The sequence below is a fragment of the Novosphingobium fuchskuhlense genome (assembly GCF_001519075.1).
GTDB classification, from domain to species: domain Bacteria; phylum Pseudomonadota; class Alphaproteobacteria; order Sphingomonadales; family Sphingomonadaceae; genus Novosphingobium; species Novosphingobium fuchskuhlense.
This window is the reverse complement of record NZ_KQ954244.1, coordinates 1,066,628-1,090,433: the sequence shown is the minus strand read 5'-3', so window position 1 is coordinate 1,090,433 and position 23,806 is coordinate 1,066,628. Positions and strand designations below refer to the sequence as shown.

Annotated in this window: 19 protein-coding genes; 12 read left to right on the top strand and 7 right to left on the bottom strand. The window is 66.1% G+C overall.

Annotated features, from left to right (window positions below; translation table 11 throughout):
• Window positions 1-6: 6 nt before the first annotated feature.
• Window positions 7-522: a peptide deformylase gene (def, locus tag AQZ52_RS04945; protein WP_067906917.1), complete on the bottom strand. Its 516-nt coding sequence runs from the start codon at window positions 520-522 to the stop codon at window positions 7-9.
• 223 nt (window positions 523-745) lie between these two features.
• On the opposite strand from def, the gene AQZ52_RS04940 reads away from it, so the two are divergent.
• The 5 genes from AQZ52_RS04940 to AQZ52_RS04920 all read left to right on the top strand — a co-directional run bounded on the left by AQZ52_RS04940 (window position 746) and on the right by AQZ52_RS04920 (window position 6,996).
• A complete protein-coding gene (locus tag AQZ52_RS04940) occupies window positions 746-1,516 on the top strand; it encodes a sulfite exporter TauE/SafE family protein (protein WP_067906915.1) in 771 nt (256 codons plus the stop codon).
• Window positions 1,517-1,530: 14 nt separating this feature from the next.
• On the top strand, window positions 1,531-2,865 hold the full coding sequence (locus tag AQZ52_RS04935) for an MFS transporter (RefSeq protein ID WP_067906913.1): 1,335 nt from the start codon (window positions 1,531-1,533) through the stop codon (window positions 2,863-2,865).
• Window positions 2,862-4,184: an APC family permease gene (locus tag AQZ52_RS04930; RefSeq protein ID WP_067906911.1), complete on the top strand. Its 1,323-nt coding sequence runs from the start codon at window positions 2,862-2,864 to the stop codon at window positions 4,182-4,184. The genes AQZ52_RS04935 and AQZ52_RS04930 overlap by 4 nt, the downstream gene beginning before the upstream one ends.
• 409 nt (window positions 4,185-4,593) lie before the next feature.
• Window positions 4,594-5,316, top strand: a complete 723-nt coding sequence (locus tag AQZ52_RS04925; RefSeq protein WP_067906909.1) for a bestrophin-like domain — start codon at window positions 4,594-4,596, stop codon at window positions 5,314-5,316.
• Window positions 5,317-5,973: 657 nt separating this feature from the next.
• Window positions 5,974-6,996: a glycoside hydrolase family 76 protein gene (locus tag AQZ52_RS04920; protein WP_240481452.1), complete on the top strand. Its 1,023-nt coding sequence runs from the start codon at window positions 5,974-5,976 to the stop codon at window positions 6,994-6,996.
• Window positions 6,997-6,999: 3 nt separating this feature from the next.
• Here AQZ52_RS04920 and AQZ52_RS04915 read toward each other — a convergent pair whose 3' ends face one another.
• Entirely contained in the window at window positions 7,000-7,593 is a 594-nt protein-coding gene (locus AQZ52_RS04915) for a 2-hydroxychromene-2-carboxylate isomerase (RefSeq protein WP_067906905.1), read from the bottom strand.
• A 1-nt stretch (window position 7,594) separates the two neighbouring features.
• Window positions 7,595-8,338 (bottom strand): SDR family NAD(P)-dependent oxidoreductase, encoded by a 744-nt coding sequence (locus tag AQZ52_RS04910; RefSeq protein WP_067906903.1) that lies wholly within the window; start codon window positions 8,336-8,338, stop codon window positions 7,595-7,597.
• Window positions 8,339-8,434: 96 nt separating this feature from the next.
• Here AQZ52_RS04910 and AQZ52_RS04905 point away from each other — a divergent pair, with 96 nt between their 5' ends.
• The 7 genes from AQZ52_RS04905 (at window position 8,435) to AQZ52_RS04875 (ending at window position 17,195) form a co-directional block, all read left to right on the top strand.
• A complete protein-coding gene (locus AQZ52_RS04905; RefSeq protein WP_067906901.1) occupies window positions 8,435-9,379 on the top strand; it encodes a carbon-nitrogen hydrolase family protein in 945 nt (314 codons plus the stop codon).
• Window positions 9,380-9,558: 179 nt separating this feature from the next.
• On the top strand, window positions 9,559-10,899 hold the full coding sequence (locus tag AQZ52_RS04900; RefSeq protein ID WP_067909459.1) for an MFS transporter: 1,341 nt from the start codon (window positions 9,559-9,561) through the stop codon (window positions 10,897-10,899).
• Complete coding sequence (locus tag AQZ52_RS04895; RefSeq protein WP_082697557.1) at window positions 10,892-12,958, top strand: alpha-galactosidase; 2,067 nt, start codon at window positions 10,892-10,894, stop codon at window positions 12,956-12,958. Before AQZ52_RS04900 ends, AQZ52_RS04895 begins: the two co-directional genes overlap by 8 nt.
• The gene (locus AQZ52_RS04890; RefSeq protein WP_067906898.1) at window positions 12,955-13,989 is read left to right on the top strand and encodes a UDP-glucose--hexose-1-phosphate uridylyltransferase; all 1,035 of its coding nucleotides are present in this window, start codon (window positions 12,955-12,957) and stop codon (window positions 13,987-13,989) included. The genes AQZ52_RS04895 and AQZ52_RS04890 overlap by 4 nt, the downstream gene beginning before the upstream one ends.
• Window positions 13,986-15,116, top strand: a complete 1,131-nt coding sequence (gene galK, locus AQZ52_RS04885; protein WP_067906896.1) for a galactokinase — start codon at window positions 13,986-13,988, stop codon at window positions 15,114-15,116. Before AQZ52_RS04890 ends, galK begins: the two co-directional genes overlap by 4 nt.
• A 70-nt stretch (window positions 15,117-15,186) precedes the next feature.
• Window positions 15,187-16,326 carry a glycoside hydrolase family 68 protein gene (locus AQZ52_RS04880; RefSeq protein WP_067906894.1) on the top strand — a complete coding sequence of 380 codons (1,140 nt, stop codon included), beginning with the start codon at window positions 15,187-15,189 and terminating at the stop codon, window positions 16,324-16,326.
• Window positions 16,323-17,195: an ROK family protein gene (locus AQZ52_RS04875; protein WP_067906892.1), complete on the top strand. Its 873-nt coding sequence runs from the start codon at window positions 16,323-16,325 to the stop codon at window positions 17,193-17,195. The genes AQZ52_RS04880 and AQZ52_RS04875 overlap by 4 nt, the downstream gene beginning before the upstream one ends.
• On the opposite strand, the gene AQZ52_RS04870 is transcribed toward AQZ52_RS04875, so the two are convergent.
• The 4 genes from AQZ52_RS04870 to AQZ52_RS04855 form a co-directional block, all read right to left on the bottom strand.
• Window positions 17,188-18,186: a LacI family DNA-binding transcriptional regulator gene (locus tag AQZ52_RS04870; RefSeq protein WP_067906890.1), complete on the bottom strand. Its 999-nt coding sequence runs from the start codon at window positions 18,184-18,186 to the stop codon at window positions 17,188-17,190. The two genes, AQZ52_RS04875 and AQZ52_RS04870, sit on opposite strands and share 8 nt — an antisense overlap.
• A gap of 15 nt (window positions 18,187-18,201) precedes the next feature.
• The gene (locus AQZ52_RS04865) at window positions 18,202-19,590 is read right to left on the bottom strand and encodes a putative 2OG-Fe(II) oxygenase (RefSeq protein ID WP_067906888.1); all 1,389 of its coding nucleotides are present in this window, start codon (window positions 19,588-19,590) and stop codon (window positions 18,202-18,204) included.
• 5 nt (window positions 19,591-19,595) lie between these two features.
• A complete protein-coding gene (locus AQZ52_RS04860; protein WP_240481535.1) occupies window positions 19,596-21,047 on the bottom strand; it encodes a tryptophan halogenase family protein in 1,452 nt (483 codons plus the stop codon).
• 199 nt (window positions 21,048-21,246) lie between these two features.
• On the bottom strand, window positions 21,247-23,790 hold the full coding sequence (locus tag AQZ52_RS04855) for a TonB-dependent receptor domain-containing protein (RefSeq protein WP_067906884.1): 2,544 nt from the start codon (window positions 23,788-23,790) through the stop codon (window positions 21,247-21,249).
• Window positions 23,791-23,806 lie beyond the last annotated feature (16 nt).

The window sequence follows — 23,806 nt, the reverse complement described above, 5'->3', positions numbered from 1 at the left end:
CCCCCTTCAGCCCGCCGCAAGTTCCTCCCGAAATCCGAAGCGCGTGAGGTCGCGAATGCGGGTGGGATAGAGCACGCCGGACAGATGATCGCATTCGTGCTGCACTACCCGCGCGTGAAAGCCTTCCGCCACACGCTCGAACGGCGTCCCGTCGGCGGTGCAGCCGCGATAGCGGATCGCCCGAAAGCGCGGGACTTCGCCACGCAGTCCGGGGACGGACAGGCATCCTTCCCAGCCATCTTCAAGCCGCTCGTCGAGCACCTCGATCACCGGATTGATAAGGACAGTTTCCGGAACGGGCGGCGCATCGGGATAGCGCAGGTTCCGCTCGAAACCAAAGATCACGACCTGCAGCGGCACGGCGATTTGCGGCGCGGCGATGCCCGCACCATCATGCGCGCGCATCGTGTCGAACAAGTCCTCGATCAGCGCACGTAGCGCGTCCGTGCCAAACTTCTCGACCGGTAAAGACGGCTGCAACAGGCGAGGGTCACCCATCCTCAGGACCGCGCGCACTGCCATGACATCTCCTCCGATCGGGCACCGGTACCTTAAGGCAGAGCGCTCTGCCGGCACCGATTGCGCTGCGCTACGATCTTCGCCCGCAGGATCAAGCGACCCAGTCTATAACAACGGTACCAATTTGAGACCATTGCGGCTTTGCCGGGGCCTGCATCCATGTAACGCCCTTTAGCCGATCCGACTTGCACAACCACGGATCACCGAGGGGGCAATTCTGCTTGATATGGGGCCAGGCGGGATCAGTCTCGTCTTCATCGCCGGTTTTCTCTGCGGCCTGATCACGACGGTAGCTTCATCGGGCGCTGCAGTTTCGCTGCCGTTGCTTCTCGCAGTCGGGCTCGATCCGGTCATGGCCAATGCAACGAACCGGCTACCGATCTTGGCTGCGAGCCTGACCGCGGTGATCAGCTATCACCGCCAGAAGGCAATTGACTGGCAGGTCGTGTGGAAGGCCGGGATACCGACCAGTCTGGGTTCGGTGGCAGGCGCGCTGGTTTCGCTGCAGATATCCAGCAGTGAGTTCAAGCTCGCCATTGCCGTCGCGGTAGCGGTGGCGCTGTTCATGCTGTTCTTCCGGCTGCGCAAGACGCTGAATTCCGAACAGAAGCTACAGCTGGTCTTCGGTCCGCGCCAGTGCCTCATCTTCTTCGCCATCGGCATGTGGATCGGTTTCATCGTACTGGATGGCGCGACGTTTCTGCTGCTTGCCCTCACCGGTTCGATCGGCATGGGACTGGTCGCAGCCAATTCGGTCAAGAGCGCGCTGATCCTGCCCAGTGTCCTGGCTTCAGTACTGGTGTTTCAATATCAGGCCGTAATCGATTGGCGGATCGGCACGCTGCTGTCGCTCGGGAGCGTGTTCGGCGGTCATATCGGCGCCCGCATCGCGACATCTGCGGTTGCCAAGCAGGTCATTTTCTGGGGGCTCGTCGTGGTTCTGACCGGCGAAGCGGCCAATCTGGCGTGGCAGTTTCTATCTATCATGGGCCACTGATCAAAGGATACGCGATGAACGCCCAGTACAGTCTGCCCGTCTATCGCAAAGTGCGCCTCCGGCTCATCCCGCTGCTCTTCCTCGGCTACGTCGTTGCCTTCCTCGACCGGGTCAACGTCGGTTTCGCCAAGCTGCAGATGGCAGGCGATCTCGGTTTCAGCGATGCGGTCTTCGGGTTGGGCGCGGGGCTGTTCTTCATCGGGTACTGCCTGTTCGAAGTGCCGAGCAACATGGTTCTGGCGCGGGTCGGTGCACGGCGCTGGATGGCGCGCATCATGGTGAGCTGGGGACTGCTCTCCACCCTCTTCATGTTCGTCGGTGCCTTCCGGTGGGGCAGTGCAGCGCAAGCGCTTGGCCTGACCGATGCCGCGTTCGGCTTCTATGTGCTGCGGTTCCTGCTTGGGGCGGCGGAAGCAGGTTTCTATCCGGGCATCATTCTCTACCTCACCTACTGGTTCCCGCGCGGCCAGCAGGCCCGGGTTGTTGCCTTGTTCATGATGGCGGTCGGCGCCTCCAACGTGTTGGGCGGTCCCCTTTCAGGCGCGATCCTCCAGTTCGCAGACGGGCTGGGCGGCTGGCGCGGTTGGCAATGGCTGTTCCTGATCGAGGCGGTTCCCTCGATCCTTGTCGGAATCGCGTTCCTTCTGATCCTTCCTGACAATCCGGCCAAGGCTCCCTGGCTGAATGACGCCGAGCGTGGTGCAATCCTGCAGGACATGGCCCGAGACGAAGAGTCATCGCATGCGAATGCCCCCCTGACCACGGCCTTCTCGGTCTTCTCCAGCCTGCGGATATGGTGCCTTGGCCTTGCCTACATGAGCGGGACGATCGCGCTCTACGCCGTGACGTTCTGGATGCCGACGCTGATCCAGCAGTTTGGCATCGCCAAGGGCGCCTATCTCTGGATCGGCCTTCTGACGATGATCCCGTGGGGTGTCATGGCCATCTGCCAGGTGCTCTGGGCGCGGCATTCGGACCGGACCGGCGAACGCCGCTGGCACAGTTTTCTGGGCTACATGCTGGCAGCGACCGGCCTGCTCTGCCTTGCCGTGTTCTCCTGGCATGAGGTGGCCAGCATCGTCGCGCTGACGATGATCACGACAGGGCTCGGCTTCTCGATCGTCACGTTCTGGCCGCTCGCCCACCGTTATCTCGCTGGGCCGGCCGCAGTATCGGGGATTGCCTTCATCAACAGCTTTGGCGGACTCGGCGGCTATTGCGGACCGGCGCTGATCGGCTGGATCGGCGTGGGCCACATGCATGGCGGCATGTCCTTCCTCCCGCTTGCCGCCATTGCGCTGGTCGGGGGCCTGATCCAGCTTGGAGTGACCGCAGGCGGCAAGGCATGACCCTGGACCGGCGATTGGGGCGCCTTGAAGCGGCGGGCCTTTCGCTCTCGATCGTCGCCCCGACCATGGCGATGGCGTTCAATGTCACGCTGGTCGTTTCCGTTGCAGGCCGGGCGGCTCCGCTGGCATTTCTGATCGGAACCGCGCTGCTGGCGCTAGTCGGCCTGTCCTTCGTTGCCTTCTCCCGGCAGGAGGCATCAGCCGGTTCGGCGCAAGCCTATGTCCGGACACAGTTTGGCCCTCGCGCCGGATTTGTTGCCGGCTGGATGCTCCTGCTCAGCTACCTGTGCTTCGGTGCCGGAACAGCGGTGCTCGTCGGCCATTTCCTCGCGGCGGCCATCAACGACGCTGGCATCCGGGCCAGCGGGTTCTGGTTACCGGTCAGCCTGGCTTCCATGGCGATCGGCCTTGCTTTTTCATGGCGCGACATGCAGCGGGCAGCGCGCCTGATATTGGCTCTGGAGCTCGTTTCCGTCGCCGCAATCGCGGCCTTGAACATCCATATTCTCAGTGTCGTGGCCCAAGGCGGCCCCTTGCCCTTGGCGCCGTTCCTGCCCGATCCCGGCAAGGGCTGGATGGGCGTCGGAGTGGCGCTTGTCTTTGCCGTTCTGTCCTTCGCGGGCTTCGAAGGGGCGGCAACCGTTGCGGAGGAGACCAGGGATCCGCAGCGCGCCATACCCATAGCGATCATCGGGACCGTCGTGCTTGGCGGCGCGTTCTATGTCTTCACCGCTTACACGCAGGTCGTGGGCTATGCGGCAGGTGGGCTGGGTGATCTGGCTGGGGACAGCGCACCGCTCGATACTCTGGCCCGCCGCTACGGGACCATCAGCTTTGCTGCCGGGTTGAACCTCGCGGCGGCGCTCTCGGCGTTCTCCTGCGTGCTGGGTAGCCTAAACGCGGCAGCGCGCATGGTGATGGTGCTCGCCCGCGAAGGCTACCCTGCCCTCGCCGCTGCCCATCACCGCCATGGCACGCCCACCAATGCCTTGATGTTGTGCGCGGCCGTGATGACGACGTTGGTGCTGATATGGGCCACTCGGGCCTCTGCAGCGGACATTTACGGCTACCTCGGCACGATCGGAAGCCTGGCGCTGATCCTGGTCTACATTGGCGTGACGCTGGCGCAGTCTGCCTTTGCCCTATCGCGCCGCGGTAGGGCCGCCTTCCTCGCCGGCTGGGCCGGCACTGCGGTGCTGATCTGGCCGCTGTACAACTCCCTTTATCCGGTCCCGGCATGGCCAGGCAATCTGTGGCCCCCCTTGGTTCTGGCCTGGCTCGTGGCCGGGGCCCTCCTGGCGCGGACTTTCGCCCGATAACGACCTGCAGCTGGCGCGCTCAGCTTGCCATGCGCTGCGCCGTCAACGATGCTTGGCAAACGTTTTCGGCGGCGGACCGAGATCAAACTTCTGCGACGGTACTCTGGCTATTGGAGCTCAGCCGTTACGGCCGGTGCGCCTTGCCACGGCCCTCGACTGCGCGAGCCGGCGAGGACGGGCGCTGGCCACAGCGATCACCGTTGGCAGCACTCGCTATCAATTTGGTGCCAATATTCGCCGGACTGAAGCGGCCCCGAATTTCAGCATAATATTGCACCATAGCAATATCTTAGTTCTGCGATGTCGATGACATTGCAGCCCAAGGTCGCAGCCTTGCCGTTCGCTGCGACCATTGCTCCGCCCTTTCGGATACCACATGGCCCGCGAGGTGAAGGGAGAGGGATAATTTATGTCGCCTGCCGTGCTCTTGGCTTGCGTGCCATTGCTGATGGGGTTTGGCGTCGTCCTCGGCCTCGAGCGACTCCAGCGTACCCGATATCGGGTGCATGGGATCAGCCCGTCCTATTTCGCATCGGTTGCCTTGCTGTTCGGACTGTTCGCCAGCCTCGCCGCAACAGATGCATGGCAGCGCATGAACAAGACCTCGCTCGCCCTCGCGACTGAAGTCAGCGATCTGCGGGCGCTGCTGCGCATCGCTGAAACGCAACCACAGGAAGGCCTTCAGATCAGGGGGGCGGTTGGTGAATACGTCATCGAGCTTCGCGCCCATGAACTCACCGAAGCAAACTCATCGAATGCGCTAGCCGAACCCCCAGCCGGCCTTCAACGCCTCTATGCAATCGGTGCTCGTCCCGGAGCGTTCCAGGGAAATAGCAGCGTCAACGCCAGCTATCTCGCCTCTCTTGAAGCGGTACGGGCCTCACGCATCCAGAGGCTTGAACTCAGTCACAGCCGCATTCCAGAGCGCCATTTCATGATTCTGCTGCTGATGGGCTTTCTCACCCAGATCGCCATAGGCTTCTCCCACAGCGGCAATCGGGTTGCCTGCGCCTATGCCGTGATGCTGTTCAGCGTAGCATTTGGCGCAGCACTTCACTTCATTCAGGCTTTCGATGACCCCCACAGCGCTGGCTACGAGGCGGACATGGCGCAGCTGGCTGTAGTGCACTGATCTTCAAGTTTGGTCTGCTCGCAGAACCTTCATTGGCCGTGCCGATGTGGACGCCGCTCCCGTTGAGATCGGCATCCAGGCTGAGAGGGGTCATAGACATGGCAACGTGGCAGTGGCGGTCGTCGGAGACAGGGCGACAAAACGGATCGCCACCATCCCAGCGATACTTTCAAATGACCGGGCTGATTGGACACTTGCTGTCGAACCCCGGTTGTCGGAGGTGTTGCACGCGCTCTCTTGCCTGTAGTTTTCTAGACACCTTAGGGATAAGCCCGACCCAATAGCGCTGAGGGGGCCTGGCCAGCGCCAGCCTTGCATCGCTGTGCGATCCATCGACAATTGATGACATCAAGTAGCGGTTCTGGTATCATCTATAGCTACAGCATCAGACGACCAGCATCATTCCGGTCCCCGAAAAATGTCTAGAAGCAATACTTTCCGTATTTTTTCGGGGCTGCGTGCGGGGCCGCGGGCATCACAGATGCCTTCCCGCAGAATATTCTCAGTCAAGTAGTGAGAATGGTTTCCGCTACCCGATGTTGCCATCATCCATGCTCTGATTTTGCCGAAGGGGACAGGCGGCTGATCGGCGTGGAGATGCTACCCACCATGTCAGGCCCTTGGCCAAAACTGCGATCGGCAATGGTGCGCGCCGCGTTGGCTGGATTGCTGTTCGTGTTCGGCAGTGCTGCCGCGCGGGCGGAGATGCCGCTGGAGACGCCGGACTGGCAGGCGCGGGCCGGGGCCGTTGCGACCTATCTCGACCAGACATGGGGCAAACCTGACGGTTGGAAGGCGAGCGAGAACTGGCAGCGCTTTCCGATTATCGACGTGCTGATCGACTACCAGCGGCGCAGCGGGGACGCGCGGTGGCATGCGAAGATCGCGGCAGCCGTGCGCAACCGGCAAGGACTTGTCCTCAACGACGATGACCTGTGGGCCGTGATCACGCACATCAACGCGTGGGAGATCGATCACGATCCCGAATTGCTGGCGTGGGCGGCGGCGACGTATGCACGCATTGTCGCAGCACACTGGGACGACCATTGCGGCGGCGGGCTGTGGTGGGACCCGCAGCACAGCTACAAGAACGCGATCACCAACGAACTGCTGCTGCAGGCCTCGACGAAGCTCTACCGGGCAACGGGACAGGCGGTCTACCGCGACTGGGCGGTGCGGACCTGGAGCTGGTTTGCCGGCTCGGGCATGATCGGGGCCGACGGCCTCGTCAACGATGGGCTCGACGCGCAGTGCCGCAACAACGGTGCGCCGCGCTGGACCTACAATCAGGGCGTGCTGCTGGGCGGCCTGAACGATCTGGCGGCCATCACCGGCGATGGGCAGTACCGCACCGCAGCGGTGCGTACGGCGCTGGCCGCGACGCGCCGGCTGGTGACGCAAACCGGGCTGCTGACCGAACCGTCCGACGCGCTGGGCCGCGACGGGCCGATGTTCAAGGGCGTGTTCGCGCTGCACCTCGGCCATCTGATCGCGGGCATGCCGGAGGGCCCGGACCGCGCGGAACTGCAGGCGTGGGCGCAGCGCAACGGCGAGGTGGTGTGGGGGCTGAGCGCGTGCGGAACAGGCCCTATCGATGGCGTCTGGACGGGAGGCTCGGGCCAGGTGGGTGCGGCGGCGCAGGCTTCGGGGCTGGCCATCCTGCTGGCCGGCGCACCCTAAGGGTCAGAGCAATTCCTCGATCTGGCCGAGGCGTTCCTTGCCGAAGAACATCTCGCCCTCCACGAAGAAGGTGGGGATGCCGAACGCTCCGCGCTCGACGGCGGCTTGCGTGTTGGCGGCGAGCCGATCCTTGACCGGGGCGGACTGCGCGCCTTCGGCCAGCGCCGCGGCGGGCAGGCCGGCGGCCGCGATGACGGCGTCGACCGCAGCACTGTCAGCCGGATCGAGCCCCTCTTCCCAGATCGCGCGCAGGAAAGCCTCGGCGAAGGCCTCGCCGCAGCCGAGGTCTATGGCGGCAAGAAGCATGCGCAGAAGTTCGACCGAGCGGAAGGGGAAGGCCGGGTTCATGCGAAACCGGGTGAGGCCGTGGCGGGTGATGAAGCGCTGCATCTCGAGCTGGGCATAGGCGTTCTTGCCCTTGATCTCGGCATCGCGGAGGAAGGGCGGCGCATTTCCGGTGAGCTTGTGCATGCCGCCCAGCAGCGTGGGGACAAGCGTGATCGTGGCGCCCTTGCGCGCGGCGATCTCCTGCAGCGGCCTCCACACGAGGTAGCCGTTGGGGCTGACGAAATCGAAGATGAACTCGATGGTCTTCATGTCAGAAGCGCTCCTGCCAGGGGCGAAGGTCAAGCTCGTGCGTCCAAGACGAGCGGGGTTGCTGGTGCAGCCAGACGAAGGCCTCTGCGGCATCCTCGGGCTTTAGCACGGAATTCTCGGCGAGGAGCGGCGCGACGTCCTCTACCCGCGAGCGCAGGAAGGTGCCGTCGATCGCGCCGTCGCAGACGACATGGGCGACGTGGAGGCCCTCGGGGCCAAGTTCGCGCGCCATCGACTGGGCAAGCGCACGCAGGCCATGCTTGGCGGCAGCAAACGCGGCAAAGCCTGCTCCGCCGCGCAAGGAGCCGGTGGCGCCGGTGAAGAGGATCGTACCCGCCCCGCGCGGGGCCATCACGCGCGCGGCTTCGCGACCTGCGAGGAAGCCGGCGAAGCAGGCCATTTCCCAGACTTTCGTGAACACACGCGCGGTCGTCTCGCGGATGCCGAAGTGGACGTTGGCGCCGATGTTGAACACAGTGACCGCGATGGGGCCTATCTCGCGCTCGATCCGGTCGAACAGGAGCGCGGTTTCCTCCTCGGATCGGGCATCGACACCGAAGGCATGGGCCTGACCGCCCCCGGCGCGGATTTCGGCACAGAGGGCTTCAAGTTGATCGAGATGGCGGGCGCGCCGCGTGACGCAGACAGTGAGGCCAGTGCGTGCAAAGGCGCGCGCGATAGCACCGCCAAGCCCGTCGCCCGCGCCGATGACGAGGCAGACGCCAGATGCCGCTGGTTCACTCATGCCTTCTCCCCTGCCATGTCGTTTGCCGGTTCGTAGCGCGCGGACCGTGCAGTTAGCAATCGCCGGAGCGAAACGGCGCTGCTAGGCTGGCGCGCCATGAGCATTGCATCCTTTCGCGCCGCCGTCGTGCAGGCAGCGTCCGACCCGGCCGGCAGCGCGGCATCCGCTGCCAAGGCCGCCCGCCTGATCGCCGAAGCGGGTGCCGCCGGCGCGCGGCTCGCGGTGTTTCCCGAAGCCTTCATCGGCGGCTATCCCAAGGGCGCGCGGTTCGGCGCGCCGATCGGGCTGCGGCTGCCGGAGGGGCGCGAGGCCTATGCGCGCTACTATGCCGCGTCGGTGGCACTGGGCGGACCGGAGATCGCCCTGGTGCGGGAGGCGGCGGAGGCCGCCGGCATGGTCGTGGTCATCGGGGTGATCGAGCGGCTGGGCTCGACGCTCTATTGCACCGCGCTGATCATCGACGGGGCGGCGGGGACCATGGCGCACCACCGCAAGCTGATGCCGACCGCGGCGGAGCGGCTGGTCTGGGGCTTTGGCGATGGTTCCACGCTGCCGGCCGTCGAGACAGCGCTCGGCACCGTGGGCGCGGTGATCTGCTGGGAAAACTACATGCCGATGCTGCGCATGGCGATGTATGGTCAGGGCGTGACGCTCTACTGCGCGCCGACGGCGGACGACCGTGACGGCTGGGTTTCGACCATGCGGCACATCGCGCTGGAGGGGCGCTGCCACGTGCTCTCCGCCTGCCAGTTCCTGCGGCGGCGCGATCTTCCCGAAGGGCAGGAATGCGTGCTGGGCGAGGATCCCGAGACCGTGCTGATGCGCGGCGGCAGCCTGATCTTGGGGCCGCTGGGCGAGGTGCTGGCAGGGCCTGACTATAGCGGCGAAGCGGTGCTCTATGCCGAGATCGACCCGGCGGAGATCGCCCGGGCGCGCTACGACTTCGATCCGGTGGGACACTATGCCCGGCCCGATGTGTTCCGCCTCACCGTCGACCGCCGGGCCAAGCCGCCGGTGGCGTGGATCGAGGAGGCGGAGTGAACGCTTCAGACAAAGTGATTCACTCGATTGAATCAAGGCAAACCTTAGGGTAAGCAGAGGGACAAAGGCTCCTTCGAGAGTCGTGCGGGAGAGAGCCGTTGGACCTGACCAAGCCCCAGACAAGCGCGCCGGGCGGAGCGAAGCACAAGCCGATCCTGCCGCTGCTGCGCGTGATCGAGATGAACCTCGGGTTCCTTGGCCTGCAGTTCAGCTTTGGCCTGCAGCAGGGCAACATGGTGCCGATCTATTCCTGGCTCGGCGCGGATGAATCCAATCTCCCCATCCTGCAGCTGGCGGGGCCCATGACCGGCCTGCTCATCCAGCCGCTGGTGGGTGCGCTTTCCGACCGCACCAATTCGCGCTTCGGCCGCCGCACGCCCTATTTCCTGATCGGTGCGGTGATGTGCAGCCTCGGCCTGCTGTTCATGCCGTTTTCGGCGAGCATCCTGATGGCAGCGAGCCTGCTGTGGCTGCTCGATGCGGGCAACAACATCACGATGGAGCCCTACCGCGCCTATGTGAGCGACCGGCTCGACGAGAGCCAGCACGAGATCGGCTACCTCAGCCAGAGCGCGTTCACCGGTCTTGCCCAGTGCCTTGCGTTCCTTTCCCCTTCGATCCTCGTCTACTGGGTGGGCATCGACCGCAATGCGGTGGACGCGCACAACATTCCGACGATCACGCACATCTCGTTCATGGTCGGCGCGGTGCTTTCGGTCACCACGATCCTGTGGTCCATCTGGCGCGTACCCGAACTGCCGCTGAGCGAGGACGAAACGGCGCGCATTGCCGCCGCGCCGCGCTCCGCCAGGGCAACCCTGGGCGAGATTGGCCGCGCGATCGTCGAAATGCCGCAGGCCATGCGCAGCATGGCGTGGATGAGCCTGTTCCAGTGGTACGGCTTCTCGATCTACTGGTCGTACAGCGCGCTTTCGATCGGGCGCTCGATCTACGGCACCGCAGACAAGGCCAGCGAGGCCTTCCGCGCGGCGGTGCTGACGACGCAGCAGCTGGGCGCGTTCTACAACCTGATCGGCTTTGCCGCCGCGCTCATGATGGTGCCGATCTCGCGCGCACTGGGCGCCTCGCGCGTGCACATGGCCTGCCTCGCCGCCGGGGGGATCGGCATGATCGGCCTCGCCCATGTGGCAAGCGCGCCTTCTGCGCCCGGCCCCGTGTTTTCGGCGCTGGCCATGCCCGATCTTGGCAGCCACACCCCGCTGCTGCTCATCGCATTAACGCTGGGCCTCGCCTGGGCAAGCATCATGGGCAACCCCTACATCATTCTCGCAGGCTCGATCCCGCCCGAACGGACCGGGGTCTACATGGGCATCTTCAACATGATGATCGTGATCCCGATGCTGCTCAACGGGGTGACGTTCGGCTGGATCTACAACCACGTGCTGGGCGCAGACCCGAGGAACGCGCTGAGCTTTGCCGGCGCGCTGCTCGTCATGGCGGCGATCACCATGCTGCGCGTACCCGATCCGCGCCGGGCGACCGGGCTGGCCCATGCCTGACATGACCGCCCCGCAGATCATCGCGCTGGAAAGCCCGGGCTGCAGCGCCGTGTGGGAGCTGCCCGCCGGCGAGGCGCCGCTGTGGCGCTATTGGGGACCGCGCCTACCGGACGGGGCGCGGCCATCCGCCACGCTGCGCAGCGAACGGCCCGAACCGAGCTTCTCGCTCCAGTTCGACCAGCCGCTGACGGTTTTCCCCGGCTTCGGCATGGGCTGGTTCGGCCAGAGCGCGCTGCTGGCGGATCGCGGCGGGCACGACTGGTCGTTTCAGGCAACCGACTGCAAGGTCGAGCAGCCCGATGCGCAAACGGTGCGCTTCGTGCTGCACGATGCGGTGGCGAAGATCGCGGTGACGACGAGCTACACGCTTGATCCCGCGACCGACGTGATGACCGTACGCACCGCGCTCTCCAACGAAGGCGTCGCGCCGCTCCATGTGCACTGGCTGGCGGCGGCCGCGCTGCCGCTGCCGGAAGATGCGGCGGAGGTCCATTCGCTGGCCGGACGGCACAATTCCGAATTCGTCCCCGTGCGCGATCCCCTCACCCGGAGCATCTGGCGGCGCGAGAACCGGCGCGGGCTCACTTCGCACGATTGCTTCCCCGGGGCGGTGGTGACGTGCGCGGACGGCAGTGCCTATGGCGCGCAGATCGCGTGGTCAGGCAATCACGTCCAGACCATCGAATGGATCGACGACGGGCGCCGGCAGTGGCAGCTCGGTGAATGGCTGGCCCCAGGCGAGGCGATTCTTGCCCCCGGCGCGGTGCTGCAAAGCCCCGAGGTGCTGGCGACGGCTTCGGCCGAAGGGCCGAACGGCGTAGCGCATGCCTTCCACCGGGGCATTCGCGCCCGCATGTCCTGGCCGGGGGGCGAAGCCGGTGCGGCAAAGCGCCCGGTGCACATCAACACCTGGGAAGGGTTCTACTTCAAGCACGACGAAGCCGCGCTGATGGATCTGGCGCGGGCGTCTGCCAGCATCGGGATCGAGCGCTTCGTGCTGGACGACGGCTGGTTCGGCAAGCGCGACGACGATACCTCCTCGCTGGGCGACTGGACGGTCGACAAGCGGAAGTATCCGCGCGGGCTGGGGCCGCTGGCGAAGACGGTGACCGATCTCGGCATGGAGTTCGGCCTCTGGGTCGAGCCCGAAATGGTCAACCGCAATAGCGAGCTCTACCGCCGCCATCCCGACTGGGCCCTGCACGTCGACGGGCGGCCGCTGCTCGAGGCGCGCAACCAGCTGGTGCTCGATCTCGCGAAGCCGGACGTCAGCGCCTATCTGTTCGACGCGATTGCCGCGCTGCTGCGCGAGCTGCCGATCGGCTACCTCAAGTGGGACCACAACCGCGATCTCGTCCATGCCGGGAACCAGCCGCACTACCGCGCGCAAGTGCTGGCAACCTATGCGCTGATGGATCGCCTCCGGGCCGCCTTCCCCGAGGTGGAAATCGAGGCCTGCGCCGGCGGCGGCGGGCGGATCGACGCCGGGATCATCAAGCGCACACACCGGTTCTGGACGAGTGACTGCATCGATGCGGTTTCGCGCGCGCAGATGCAGCGCGGATTCCTGCAGTTCATGCCGCCCGAAGTGATGGGGAGCCACGTGGGGGCGAGCCCGGCGCATTCGACCGGGCGGTCGCAGTCGATGGCGTTCCGCTGCGGGGTGGCGCTGCCTGGGCATTTCGGTGTGGAGCTCGATGCCCGCAAGCTGGGCGATACCGAGCGCCAGGAGCTGATGGACGGGATCGCGCGCTACAAGGCGCTGCGGGAGCGGCTGCATCAAGGCCGCGTGTGGATGGGCGACGTGGGCGATGGCGTTGTCTGGCAGGCGCATGGTTCGGAGCAGGACATGGTCGTGCTGGTGACGCGCACGCAGCCCACCACGATGCGGCATCAGCCGAACCTCCGGCTGCCGATGGCGCTGCCGGGGCGCACGTATACGATTGCGTCCGAGAGCGGGGCACTGACGCAGATGGACGGCGGCTGGCTCGCGCGGGTAGGCATCGCCGTCCCGCCGCTCCCCGGCGAGGCCGTTCTCGTGCTTGAGGTACGTTCATGAGCTTCGATCCGGCCGAGCATCCGCATCGGCGCTATGATCCGCTGAGCGACACGTGGCTGCTGGTATCGCCGCACCGCGCCAAGCGACCGTGGCAGGGGGCCGAGGATGTACCCGATACGGCGCGCCCGCCGGCGCACGATCCCGCCTGCTATCTTTGCGCCGGCAACACGCGAGTGAACGGGGAGCGCAATCCGGACTATACCGGTACGCATGTCTTCGCCAATGACTTTGCGGCGCTGCTGCCCGATACCCCCGCGCCGGAAACCGGCGTCGGCCTGTTCCGCGCCGAACAGGCGACCGGCGAAGCGCGGGTCATCTGCTTTTCCCCCGACCATGGCCGGACACTGCCGGAGCTGACCCAGGCTGAACTGCGCGCGGTGATCGATTGCTGGTGCGAACAGGCGGCGGATCTGGGCCAGCGCCATGCGGTGGTTTCGATCTTCGAGAACAAGGGCACTATGATGGGGTGTTCAAACCCCCATCCGCACGGGCAGGTCTGGGCGACAAGCCATGTGCCGCAGCTGATCGCGACCGAGGACCGCACGCAGGCGGCCTGGCTGGCCGAGAAGGGCCGCCCCATGCTGGCGGAGCTGGCGGAGGCCGAAGCCGATGGGCCGCGCGTGGTCTGCGCGACCCGGCACTGGCTTGCCATCGTGCCGTGGTGGGCGGTGTGGCCGTTCGAGACGCTGCTGCTGCCGCGCTTCGACGTGGCGCGGCTACCGGACCTTTCGGACGATCAGCGCAGCGACCTCGCGGTGATCCTCGCCGATCTGACAACCCGCTATGACAACCTGTTCCAGTGCCCCTTCCCCTATTCGATGGGCTGGCATGGCGCGCCGTTTGGCCATGAGCCGAGCACCCACTGGCGGCTGCATGCGCACTTCTATCCGCCGCTGCTGCGTTCCGCCTCGGTGCGCAAATTCATGGCGGGGTTCGAGATTCTGGCCGAAACCCAGCGCGACCTGACGGCAGAGCAGGCCGCCGAGCGGCTGCGCGCCTGCGGCGGTCCGCACTACCGGAGCCCGCGATGACCCTTGCGCAGCAGTTCGCGGCAGCCTTCGGCACGCCCCCTGCCCTCATCGTGCGGGCACCCGGGCGGGTAAACCTGATCGGCGAGCACACCGACTACAACGACGGCTTCGTGCTCCCGGCGGCAATCAGCGTGGAATCGCGGATTGCGGCCAGCCCGCGCGGCGATGGGCGCATCCGCGTCATGGCGAGCGATTTCGGCGGGGCTCTGGCCGAGTGGTCGCTCGCAGCCGACTATGCCGCTGATCCCGCCGAGCCCTGGGCGGACTATGTGCGCGGGATGACAAGCGCGATGGCGCAGCGCGGCCACACGCTGACCGGCGCCGACATCGCCGTGAGCGGCACGGTGCCGAAGGGCGCAGGGCTTTCGTCATCCGCTTCGCTGATGGTCGGCATCGGCACGGCGCTGGCCAGCCTTTCGGGTTTCGCCCTGGCGCCCGCCGAAATCGCACGGCTGGCGCAGGCCGGCGAGTGCGACCATGTCGGCATGCGCTGCGGGATCATGGACCAGCTGGCCTCTGCGTGCGGCGTGGCCGGTCACGCTCTGATGATCGACTGCCGCTCGCTGGCCGTGCAGCCGGTGGCGCTGCCGCCGGGCGCGCAGATCCTGATCGTGCACTCGGGCGTGGCGCGCGGGCTGGTCGAGGGCGCCTACAACGAGCGGCGCGCGCAGTGCGAGGCGGCCGCCGCGGCGATGGGCGTACAGGCGCTGCGCGATGCCGACATGGCGATGCTGGAAGGCGCAGGGCTCGACCCGCTGACGCTGGCGCGGGCGCGCCACGTGGTGAGCGAGAACGCGCGCGTGCAGGCGGCGGCGGCGGCACTCGCGGCAGGCGACCTTGTGACGATGGGCGAACTGATGGCCGCCTCGCACGCATCGATGCGTGACGATTTCCAGATCACGGTGCCCGCAGTCGACGCGCTGGTGGCTGAACTGCAGGCGCTGATCGGGCCCGAAGGCGGCGCACGGATGACCGGCGGCGGCTTCGGCGGCGCGGTCGTCGCGCTGTGTGCAGCAGACCGTGCCGACGCAGTGCTCGGCGCCCTCACCTATCGCAAACCCGACGGCACGCCGCCGCTGGTGCTGCGCGAAACCGCCTGCGACGGAGCTGGCCTCGTCATGCGGTAAGTACAGCGATCTTTCGCCCCATTCCGGCGGCCTCGGCCGCAATCGATTGTTATTTCAGGACCGATCCTTCATGGCCGTATGCACTTCCCCGACCGCGCTCTGGACCGGCGAGCACCTCAGCGCGCTGCAATTCGGGCACTGCCACCAGATCCCGCTGATCGATGGCGCGCAGCTCCATCATCCCTTGCCGGGCTTCGACCTGTGGGATCTCTGGCCGCTGCAGCTTGCGGACGGCAGCACCGCGGTCGTGGACGGCTGGACGCTGTGGTTCGTGCTGTCGGCCCCCGCCGGTGAAGACCCCGAAACGCGGCACGACATCGTGCGCATCCGCCTGATGTCGGCGCGCGGCAGCGAATGGCGCGACCATGGCTATGCCCTGCCAGGCGACCTCAATCCCGGAAGCCGTGAATGGGCGGGCTCGGCGCTCTATGATCCGGAAACTGCTGCCGTGACGCTCTACTGGACCGCATCGGGGCTGCGCGGGGAAAGTCCGCGCACCTTCACGCAGCGCATGTTCGAGACGACGGGCACGCTGGCCGGCGACGCCAATCGCTTGTTCGTCGAGGACTGGAGTGCACCGCGCGAAATCGCGGGGGGGCCGATCCCCCACTATGTGCTGGTGACCGCCGCCGAAGGTGTGCCAGGCATGATCAAGGGCTTCCGCGATCCCGCGCATTTCCGCGATCCTGTGGACGGGGCAGACTACCTGCTGTTCACCGGATCGCTGAAAGGGTCGACGAGCCCGTGGAACGGATGCATCGGCCTGTTGAAACGCGACGGCGACGACTGGGCGGTGCTGCCGCCCCTGCTGAGCGCGGACGAACTCAACAACGAGCAGGAGCGGCCGCACATCGTGTTTCATGCGGGACGCTACTACCTGTTCTGGTCGACGCAGCGGAAGGTCTTCGCGCCGGGCGTGCCCAACGGGCCGAACGGGCTCTACGGCATGGTGGCGGAGCGCATGGAAGGACCCTGGCTGCCGCTCAACGGCAGCGGGCTGGTTGCCGGCAATCCGCCGGAGGCACCGGTCCAGACTTACAGCTGGTGGGTGACGCACGAACTGACCGTGCATGGTTTTGTCGATTATCCAGGTTCGCTGAAGGGCAATGACCATGGCGATGCGGCCTGGCGGCGCGCCCATTTCGCCGGGGTTCCGGCAGAGCCCTTCAGGCTGGTGCTGGACGGCACCCGCGCGGAAGTCGCCGCATGAGCGCGCCGCGCTATGGCCTGATCGAAGCGGGCGGCACCAAGTTCGTGCTGGGCGTGGCGGATACCGAGCGCACGATCCTTGCGCGGGAACGCATTCCGACAACGACGCCTGCGGAAACGCTGGGGGCGGCGGTGGAATGGTTTGCCGCACAGGGCGCAGACTACGCCGCCTTCGGGATCGCCTCGTTCGGGCCGCTCGATCTAGATCCGGGCTCACCCGCCTTCGGCTGTGTGCGCCCGACGCCCAAGCCGCACTGGAGCGGGGCAAGCCTGATCGCGCCGTTCAAAGAACGCTTCGGCGTGCCGGTGGCGATCGATACCGACGTGAACGGCGCGGCGCTTGCAGAAGCACTGTGGGGTGCGGGCGCCGATCTAGGTTCAGTGCTCTACCTCACCATCGGCACCGGGATCGGCGGGGGCTTCTGCAGCGATGGACATCTGCTGCGCGGGCTTTCGCACCCGGAAATGGGCCATATCCGGATGCCGCGCCATCCCGAGGACCTCGACTTTGTGGGGACCTGCCCGTTCCACGGCGATTGCCTCGAAGGGCTTGCCTGCGGCCCGGCGGTGATCGCGCGGTGGGGCCAGTCGCTTTCGGAGCTGCCCGAGGGGCATCCCGGCAAGCGCATCATCGCGTGGTATATCGGCCGCGCGCTGGCGACGTTCCAGACCATCATGGAGCCCGCGCGCATCGTGCTGGGTGGCGGGGTGACAGCAACGCAAGGCCTGCTCGATCTGATCCGCACCGAGGCGCAGACGGCGAACGGCGGCTATACCGTGGGCAAGATCGACGAGTTGATCGTGCCGCCCGGGCTGGGTGACAACGCGGGCCTGCTGGGTGCCCTCGCCCTCGCCCTCGACCTCAGGTAGACTGGCGCACCAGGAGGCGGGGCTGGAGGATGACAGAGTGGATCTCTTCCCCCGCGATGCGCTGGACCACGCTGCTCACCAGGCTATCGGCGCCCTGCTCCAGATCCTGCGCGATCGTGGTGAGCGGGGGCATGGTGTGCTCGCCCAACTGCAGACCATCGTAGCCGATCACCTTCACGTCAGCGGGCACTGACAGACCCTGTTCGGTAAGGACGCGTAGGGCAGTGACGGCGATGACGTCGGATGCGGCGACGACCCCGTCCGGACGGTGAGCCTTCGCACGGAAATACTTGCCAATCTCGCTCTGGGCCTCGTCCGCGACAAGATGCGTGGGCACAATGCCGAAGGGAATGCCGGCCTTTTCTACCACCGAACGGCAGCCTTCGAGGCGCTGGCCGATCTCGATCGCGCGCGGATCGCCAAAGAACACGATGTTACGGCAACCGCGTTCGATAAGATGCTGCGCGGCAAGTGCGCCGCCGCGGAAATTGTCCGACCCCACCGAGCAATGGGCCTGGCCGGCAATGTGCGAGCCCCAGACGACGAGCGGGCGATAGAGTTCGGCCACGCGGTCGAGTACGGCGGACTGGTCGGACTGGCCGATCACGATGATCCCGTCCGACTGGCCGGACCGCGCGAGCTTGAGCAGCCAGTCCTCGTCCGTGGGCACCACGCGCGAGAGGAGCAGACTGTAGCCGCGCGCGGTCAGCTTGTCCGCGAGCAGGCCAAGCAGGGTGATGAAGAACGGATCGGAAATGTTCTGCCGCACTTCGTGGCCGAGCGGAATGACCACGCCGATGGTGTTGGTCTTGCGCATGCGCAAGTTGCGTGCGGTGGCGTTGGGAGTGAACCCGTGCTGGCGGGCGAGCGCCACGATCATGTCGCGCGTGGCCGGCGTGACGAGGTTCGAACCCGAGAGCGCGCGCGAGACCGTGCCGCTGGTGACACCGGCGATCTCGGCGAGTTCCTTGAGAGTCTTCGGGGCGTTCATGGTTTCGCGGTGTCCTCAGGCGGAGGTGGGAACCACATCGAAGGCGATGTTGAGCCGTTCTCCCGCTGCGAACGGATAGGTGCCATGCCACAGGATCGAGGGGAAGACCACAAGCTGGCCCGTGCGCGGGGGTATGACCGCATAGGGCGGGAGGCTGACACCGAGCTCAGGCGGCGGCGCGCCGAGCTGGAGCGCCCCAGCCGGAGCCGGGCCGGGATCCCCGGGCAGCGCGACATAGAGCACCGCCGAGAGCCAGCCGACCGGGTGGCTGTGCGTGACGTTGAAGCCTCCAGCGCCAAGGCGCACCGACCAGCTGCCCGAGATCTGCAAGCCGCCACGCGGGCGTCCGAGGGTTGGATGGGGCATGGGGCCGCGCGGATCGGGCAGCGGCAGGGCAGCGACATGATCGCGCAGCGCCTCCATCAGCCGGGTGCGGACGCTGCCCAGAAGCGGTTCATGGCGTAGCAGGATGGAGCGGTCGGTCTGGGTACCATGGCGCACCGACTGTTCGGCATAGGGCAGCGATGCCGTATGCAGCTGGCGCAGAAGCATGGCGAGTTCGCCGAGTTCCGCCGCGGAGAGGCCGGGATCAAGCACGCCGTGAAGCACGGGATCCCCGTCGAGCCATGCCGCCAGGGGATCGGCAAGCAGCCGCCAAGCGGTCGAGAGATAGGGCCAGACCTGCCCGGCAAGGTGAGTGCCCGTGAGCGGCAGGGCCAGATCGCGGGCGCGTTCCGGCTGGCCTGCACGCAGAGCTGTGCGGATGCGGCAGAGGACGAGAAACGCGTCGTCAGCGCCGGTCAGCGCCGCAAGCTGCGCCTGCGCCTCGGCCAGATCGCCGCTCTCGCTGGCAAGGAAAGCCCGGGCGACGGCAAGCTGGCGGGTCTCGCCAAGGTGGTGGGCAGCCTCATCGAGGATGCGCAGCGCGGCGGGCCAATCGCGCTGCTGCGCGCGCAAGGTGAACCAGCCGAGCCAGAGCCCCTGATGGCGCGGCTGCGCGCGGACCGCCTCGGCAAAGCCCGCATCGTAGCTCTCCGCATCGCCGTGGCTGTAGCGCAGGCTGGCAAGCACGCGCTGGCCATCAAGCCAATCGGGCCGCGCCGCCAGCGCGCGCGCCAGCACGGCTTCCGCTTCGACCTGCCGGCCTTCCGCGGCGAGCGCGAGCGCGTGGTTGCGCAGGACATCGGGGTTTTCCGGCCAGAGCCGGACCGCCTCGGCGAAGAGGGCGGCAGCAGGATGGCCGAGCTCGTAGGCCGATTGGGCGCGCAGGAAGGCGGTGAGCGGATCGGACGGGGCAAGGCGCGCCGCTTCCTGGATAGCACTATCCGCGCGGAGCATATCCTGCGCCGCGCGAAGACCCCGTGCCTTGTCGCGCCACAGTTCGGCATCGAAGGGGTCCGCCATGCGCCTCAGGCCGCCGCGGGGGCGCCGATCAGGCCGGCGATATAGGCCTCGTGGCTGGGCAGCTTCGCTGCTTCGGCCGCCATGCCCGCTCGCAGCTTGGCGAGGTAATCACGCGCGTCGATCCCGCGGTGGGCGATGAGGGGATCGAGCCCTTCGGGATAGTTGTGCTGGCCAATGTGCACCGCCAGCCACGAAGCGGGCGCAAACAGGTCCATCTCGCGCGCGATGAGGCGGCCGTGGCGGCGGAAATGCTCCAGCTTGAGTGCGAGCGTATCAGGCACGTCCATCGACGAGACGTAGCGCCACAGTTCGTGGTCCTGCCGTTGCGTGAGCTTGTAGTGCAGGATCAGAAAATCGCGGATGCGGTCGGTCTCGGCATGGGCGATGCGGTTGAATTCATCGATCGTGGCGGGATCGAAATCCCGGTCCGGGAACAGGCCGATGAGCTTGGAGATATTGGCCTGGATGAGGTGGATCGAGGTCGATTCGAGGGGCTCGAGGAAGCCGCTGGAAAGGCCGACGGCGACGACATTGCGGTTCCAGTGGAGCTTGCGCCGCCCGGTGCGGAAGCGCACGAAGCGAGGGTCGCCGAGCGCTTCACCATCGAGACGCGAGGTGAGAAGCTCCGCAGCCTTGTCGTCCTCGAGGAACGGGCTGGAATAGACGTATCCGTTGCCGATGCGGTGCTGGAGCGGGATGCGCCACTGCCAGCCGGCCTCGCGCGCGGTGGAGCGGGTATAGGGCGTGGGCGGTCCAGCATTGGCGCAGGGCATGGCGACGGCGCGGTCACAGGGGAGCCAGTGGCTCCAGTCTTCGAACCCGGTCTTCAGCGCGCCTTCGATGAGCAGCGCGCGCAGGCCCGAGCAGTCGATGAAGAGATCAGCCTCCAGCGTGCGGCCGTCTTCGAGGGTGACGCTTTCGACGATGCCGGTCTCGCCGTTCAGCGTGACGTCGCCGATCTTGCCTTCGACGCGGGTGACGCCGCGCGCCTCGGCATGGCGGCGCAGGAACGCCGCATAGAGCGAGGCGTCGAAGTGATAGGCATAATCGAAGGTGGACAGCAGCGAGCGCTGATCGGGCACGGGCCGGGCCATGCGGCCGGCGCGCGCGATCTGCCAGGCCATCGACAGCTCGTCGAGCGGGAAGGCGCCCGGCTCCTCGCGCGTCTTCAGCCAGTACTGGTGCAGCGGCACCATATCGAAATTGCGGCCGTGGGGGCCGAACGGGTGGAAATAGCGACTGCCGACCGAACCCCAGTCGACGAATTCGATACCCAGCTTGAAGGTGCCGCGCGTCTCGCGGATGAAATCCGCCTCGCTGATGCCGAGTGTTTCGTTGAACAGGCGGATGGGGGGAATGGTCGCCTCGCCCACTCCGACGATGCCGATCTCGTCGGATTCGACGAGCGTGATCCTGCAGTCGCGCTTGAGCATCGTGGCAAGCATGGCCGCCGACATCCAGCCGGCCGAACCGCCGCCAACCACGAGCACCGAACGGATCCGACGATCGCCTTCGTTCACCAGAGCATTCCCTTCCGCTGCGCCCTGCCGTTTGCCGGCATGGGCCATTCCTTACGCAAAAAGGGGTGGGTGCGGAACTCTTGCCGCGCCCACCCCATTTGTCAGTCACCTCACCCTTTCGGGCAGGCTTCAGCGGTCAGAAGCTGAAGCGGACCGAAGCGTTGATGTTGCGGCCGAGCACCGGCGAAATGCCGCCGACGAACTTGCCGCCACCCGCGTTGAAGTCCGTGCCGGCCGGCCCGAGCGGGGTCAGCTTGTCGAACAGGTTGTAGGCATTGAGGCCCAACTCCAGGTTCTTGAGCGGGCGAACCTTGATGTTCGCGCCGACCACGCTGCCACCCGGCCACTCGTTGCCAGCACCATCCAGCGTGCTGGTCACGCCGGTGATGTTGGCGCCGAGCGAGACCAAGTCGCTGAAGTCGTAGTTGGCAGCGAAGGTGTACGAGAGGTCGGGAATGTTGTTCGACCGCGAGAACACCGACCCCGGAGCCGAGGGCTGCTTCTTCGACTTGTTGTAGGTCATGTTCGCAAGGAGGCTGAAGCCGCCCGCGCTGAGCGTGCCGTAGAACTCCGCGCCGGTCGTCTTGTACTTGTCCGAGACGATGCAGGTGAAGGTCGTCGGGCTGCCGGTGACGATCGGGCAGATCGTCTGGCTGAGCTCGTAGGTCGTGATGTTGAAGTGGCTGTGATACGCCGTCAGTTCGACCGTGTAGCGCGCGCCGCCGATGTCGCCGCGGTTCTTCAGGCCGATTTCATACTGATAGACGTTGTTCGAGACCGCAGCGTTGCCCTTGTCGTTGAGCGTGCCGTTGGCGTTGAAGTAGCCGTTGAACGTCAGACGATCGGCGTTGGCGCGGACACCCTTCGAGGCGCGGACGAACAGGTTGAGGTTGTCCGCCGGCTTGAAGCTGGCACCGACCGACCAAGAGGTGGTCTGCTTGGTGTAGTTGATGTTCTCGCGCGCACCATCGGGCAGGTAGTACGGCAGGGTCACCGACTGCGATGCGCCGGTCACAGGGTTCACCGCGTTGGTGGTGATGAAGTTGGTGACGGCATCGCCGGTGACGGGATTGGCGTTGATGCCCGAACCCGAACCCTTGTTGATGTCGTGACGGACCGAGGCGTCGAGCTCGAACTTGCCCACGTCGAAGATGAAGTCAGCGTAGGGCGCGTTGTCGGTGAACGTGTAGTCGTAGGTGCGGGCGCAGCAGCCGCCCCAGTTGTTGTTGTAGCCGGTGAAACCGTTCGCGCTGAGCAGGTTGCCGGCGGAATCGAGCAGATCGATCGGAGCAGCAGCCGGAGTCAGCGAAGCGTTGAACTGGTTCGGATGCCAATCCATGGCGATCTTCTGGTTCATGTAGAACCAGCCGGCGGTCAGGTTGGCCTTCACCGCACCAAGATCACCCTGCCAGTTGAGCTTGGCGTCGTTGACGAAGCTGCCGACATCGCGGATCCGGGTGTAGACCGAGACGTTGTTGTTGTAGAACGCTTCGGCGACATCCTTGCCCTTGTCCGGACCGGCGCCGTAGACCGCACGGGCCACGGTCTTGCCGTTCTTGGTCGAACCGATCAGGCCCGAGAGCGGAGCAACGCTCAGGAAGTTAGACGAGAACCCGCCGCTCATGCTGGTGTAGCGGGCGTTGTTGTCGACGGTGATGCCGTTGTCGAACTTGTAGTGCAGCTGCGCCTGAAGCGACTGGGCCTTGGTCGTGATGCCGTTGAGCGGCGTGCTGGCAAGACCGCGGCTGTCGAAATCGACGTAGTTGATGTTGGTGTTGTAGACCGAGAAGTTCGACGCGCGGCGCGGATCGAAGCCCGGGCAGGCCGAGAGGCCGGAAACCTTGCCGCCGCTGAGATTGCCGCAGGCGATGCCGCCCTGTGTGTTGGGCTCCTGCGTGTCCTGCGCCTTGAAATAGAGGCGGAAGAAGCCGCGGTTGTCATCGAATTCGCGGGTCACGTTGCCCTTGATCAGGTACGACTTCGACAGGTTGTAGCCCGAGTGCCACGGACCATCCCCGGCACCGTAGTAGCCGCCGATGTTGAGGTGGGTCTTGTCGTCGATGCCGGCCGAGAAACGGAAGCTGGCGCGGGTGTAGTCGTAGCTCAGGTTGCGCTCGACCTGGATGTAGCCGCCTTCGCTGCGATCGGTCTTGCTGATGTAGTTGATCACCGCGCCCGGAGCCTGGCTGGCGAGCGTCGCGGCAGTGCCGCCGCGGATCGCATCGACGCGCGCGTCGATCGGGCTCGACTTGGTCCAGTAGTCGTTGTTGCCGAACTGGATATCACCGAACAGGACGGTGGGCAGGCCATCTTCCTGCAGCTGGACGAAGGTGGCACCGCCGGTGGCGACAGGCAGACCGCGCACGGCGAAGTTGCCGTTACCGCCAGGGCCCGAAACGTTGGGCTGAAGACCCGGCAGCAGGCGAAGCAGATCGCCTTCCGACATCGGGCGGAAGTTGTTGATGATCGCGGCATCGACCGACGAGATCGAGACCGAGCTGTCGAGCTTGCTCTTGGTGCCGGTCGAGGCGGTAACGACGATTTCGCTCAGCGTATCGGCCGGCGCGTCGGTTGCGGCAGCGGCGGCAGGCGCGGCGGACTGCGCATGCACGGGCGCCGCGAGGCCGGCGACGGCCAGCGCAAGGACGGATGCACACGATTGAATTACGGATGGCTTCACAGGTCTTCCTCCCCGG

Bases quoted from the DNA above. Each gene is read 5' to 3' on its own strand.
- def (WP_067906917.1), bottom strand. From the start codon at position 522: ATGGCAGTGCGCGCGGTCCTGAGGATGGGTGACCCTCGCCTGTTGCAG.
- AQZ52_RS04940 (WP_067906915.1), top strand. From the start codon at position 746: ATGGGGCCAGGCGGGATCAGTCTCGTCTTCATCGCCGGTTTTCTCTGC.
- AQZ52_RS04935 (WP_067906913.1), top strand. From the start codon at position 1,531: ATGAACGCCCAGTACAGTCTGCCCGTCTATCGCAAAGTGCGCCTCCGG.
- AQZ52_RS04930 (WP_067906911.1), top strand. From the start codon at position 2,862: ATGACCCTGGACCGGCGATTGGGGCGCCTTGAAGCGGCGGGCCTTTCG.
- AQZ52_RS04925 (WP_067906909.1), top strand. From the start codon at position 4,594: ATGTCGCCTGCCGTGCTCTTGGCTTGCGTGCCATTGCTGATGGGGTTT.
- AQZ52_RS04915 (WP_067906905.1), bottom strand. From the start codon at position 7,593: ATGAAGACCATCGAGTTCATCTTCGATTTCGTCAGCCCCAACGGCTAC.
- AQZ52_RS04910 (WP_067906903.1), bottom strand. From the start codon at position 8,338: ATGAGTGAACCAGCGGCATCTGGCGTCTGCCTCGTCATCGGCGCGGGC.
- AQZ52_RS04905 (WP_067906901.1), top strand. From the start codon at position 8,435: ATGAGCATTGCATCCTTTCGCGCCGCCGTCGTGCAGGCAGCGTCCGAC.
- AQZ52_RS04900 (WP_067909459.1), top strand. From the start codon at position 9,559: ATGAACCTCGGGTTCCTTGGCCTGCAGTTCAGCTTTGGCCTGCAGCAG.
- AQZ52_RS04895 (WP_082697557.1), top strand. From the start codon at position 10,892: ATGCCTGACATGACCGCCCCGCAGATCATCGCGCTGGAAAGCCCGGGC.
- AQZ52_RS04890 (WP_067906898.1), top strand. From the start codon at position 12,955: ATGAGCTTCGATCCGGCCGAGCATCCGCATCGGCGCTATGATCCGCTG.
- galK (WP_067906896.1), top strand. From the start codon at position 13,986: ATGACCCTTGCGCAGCAGTTCGCGGCAGCCTTCGGCACGCCCCCTGCC.
- AQZ52_RS04880 (WP_067906894.1), top strand. From the start codon at position 15,187: ATGGCCGTATGCACTTCCCCGACCGCGCTCTGGACCGGCGAGCACCTC.
- AQZ52_RS04875 (WP_067906892.1), top strand. From the start codon at position 16,323: ATGAGCGCGCCGCGCTATGGCCTGATCGAAGCGGGCGGCACCAAGTTC.
- AQZ52_RS04870 (WP_067906890.1), bottom strand. From the start codon at position 18,186: ATGAACGCCCCGAAGACTCTCAAGGAACTCGCCGAGATCGCCGGTGTC.
- AQZ52_RS04865 (WP_067906888.1), bottom strand. From the start codon at position 19,590: ATGGCGGACCCCTTCGATGCCGAACTGTGGCGCGACAAGGCACGGGGT.
- AQZ52_RS04860 (WP_240481535.1), bottom strand. From the start codon at position 21,047: ATGTCGGCGGCCATGCTTGCCACGATGCTCAAGCGCGACTGCAGGATC.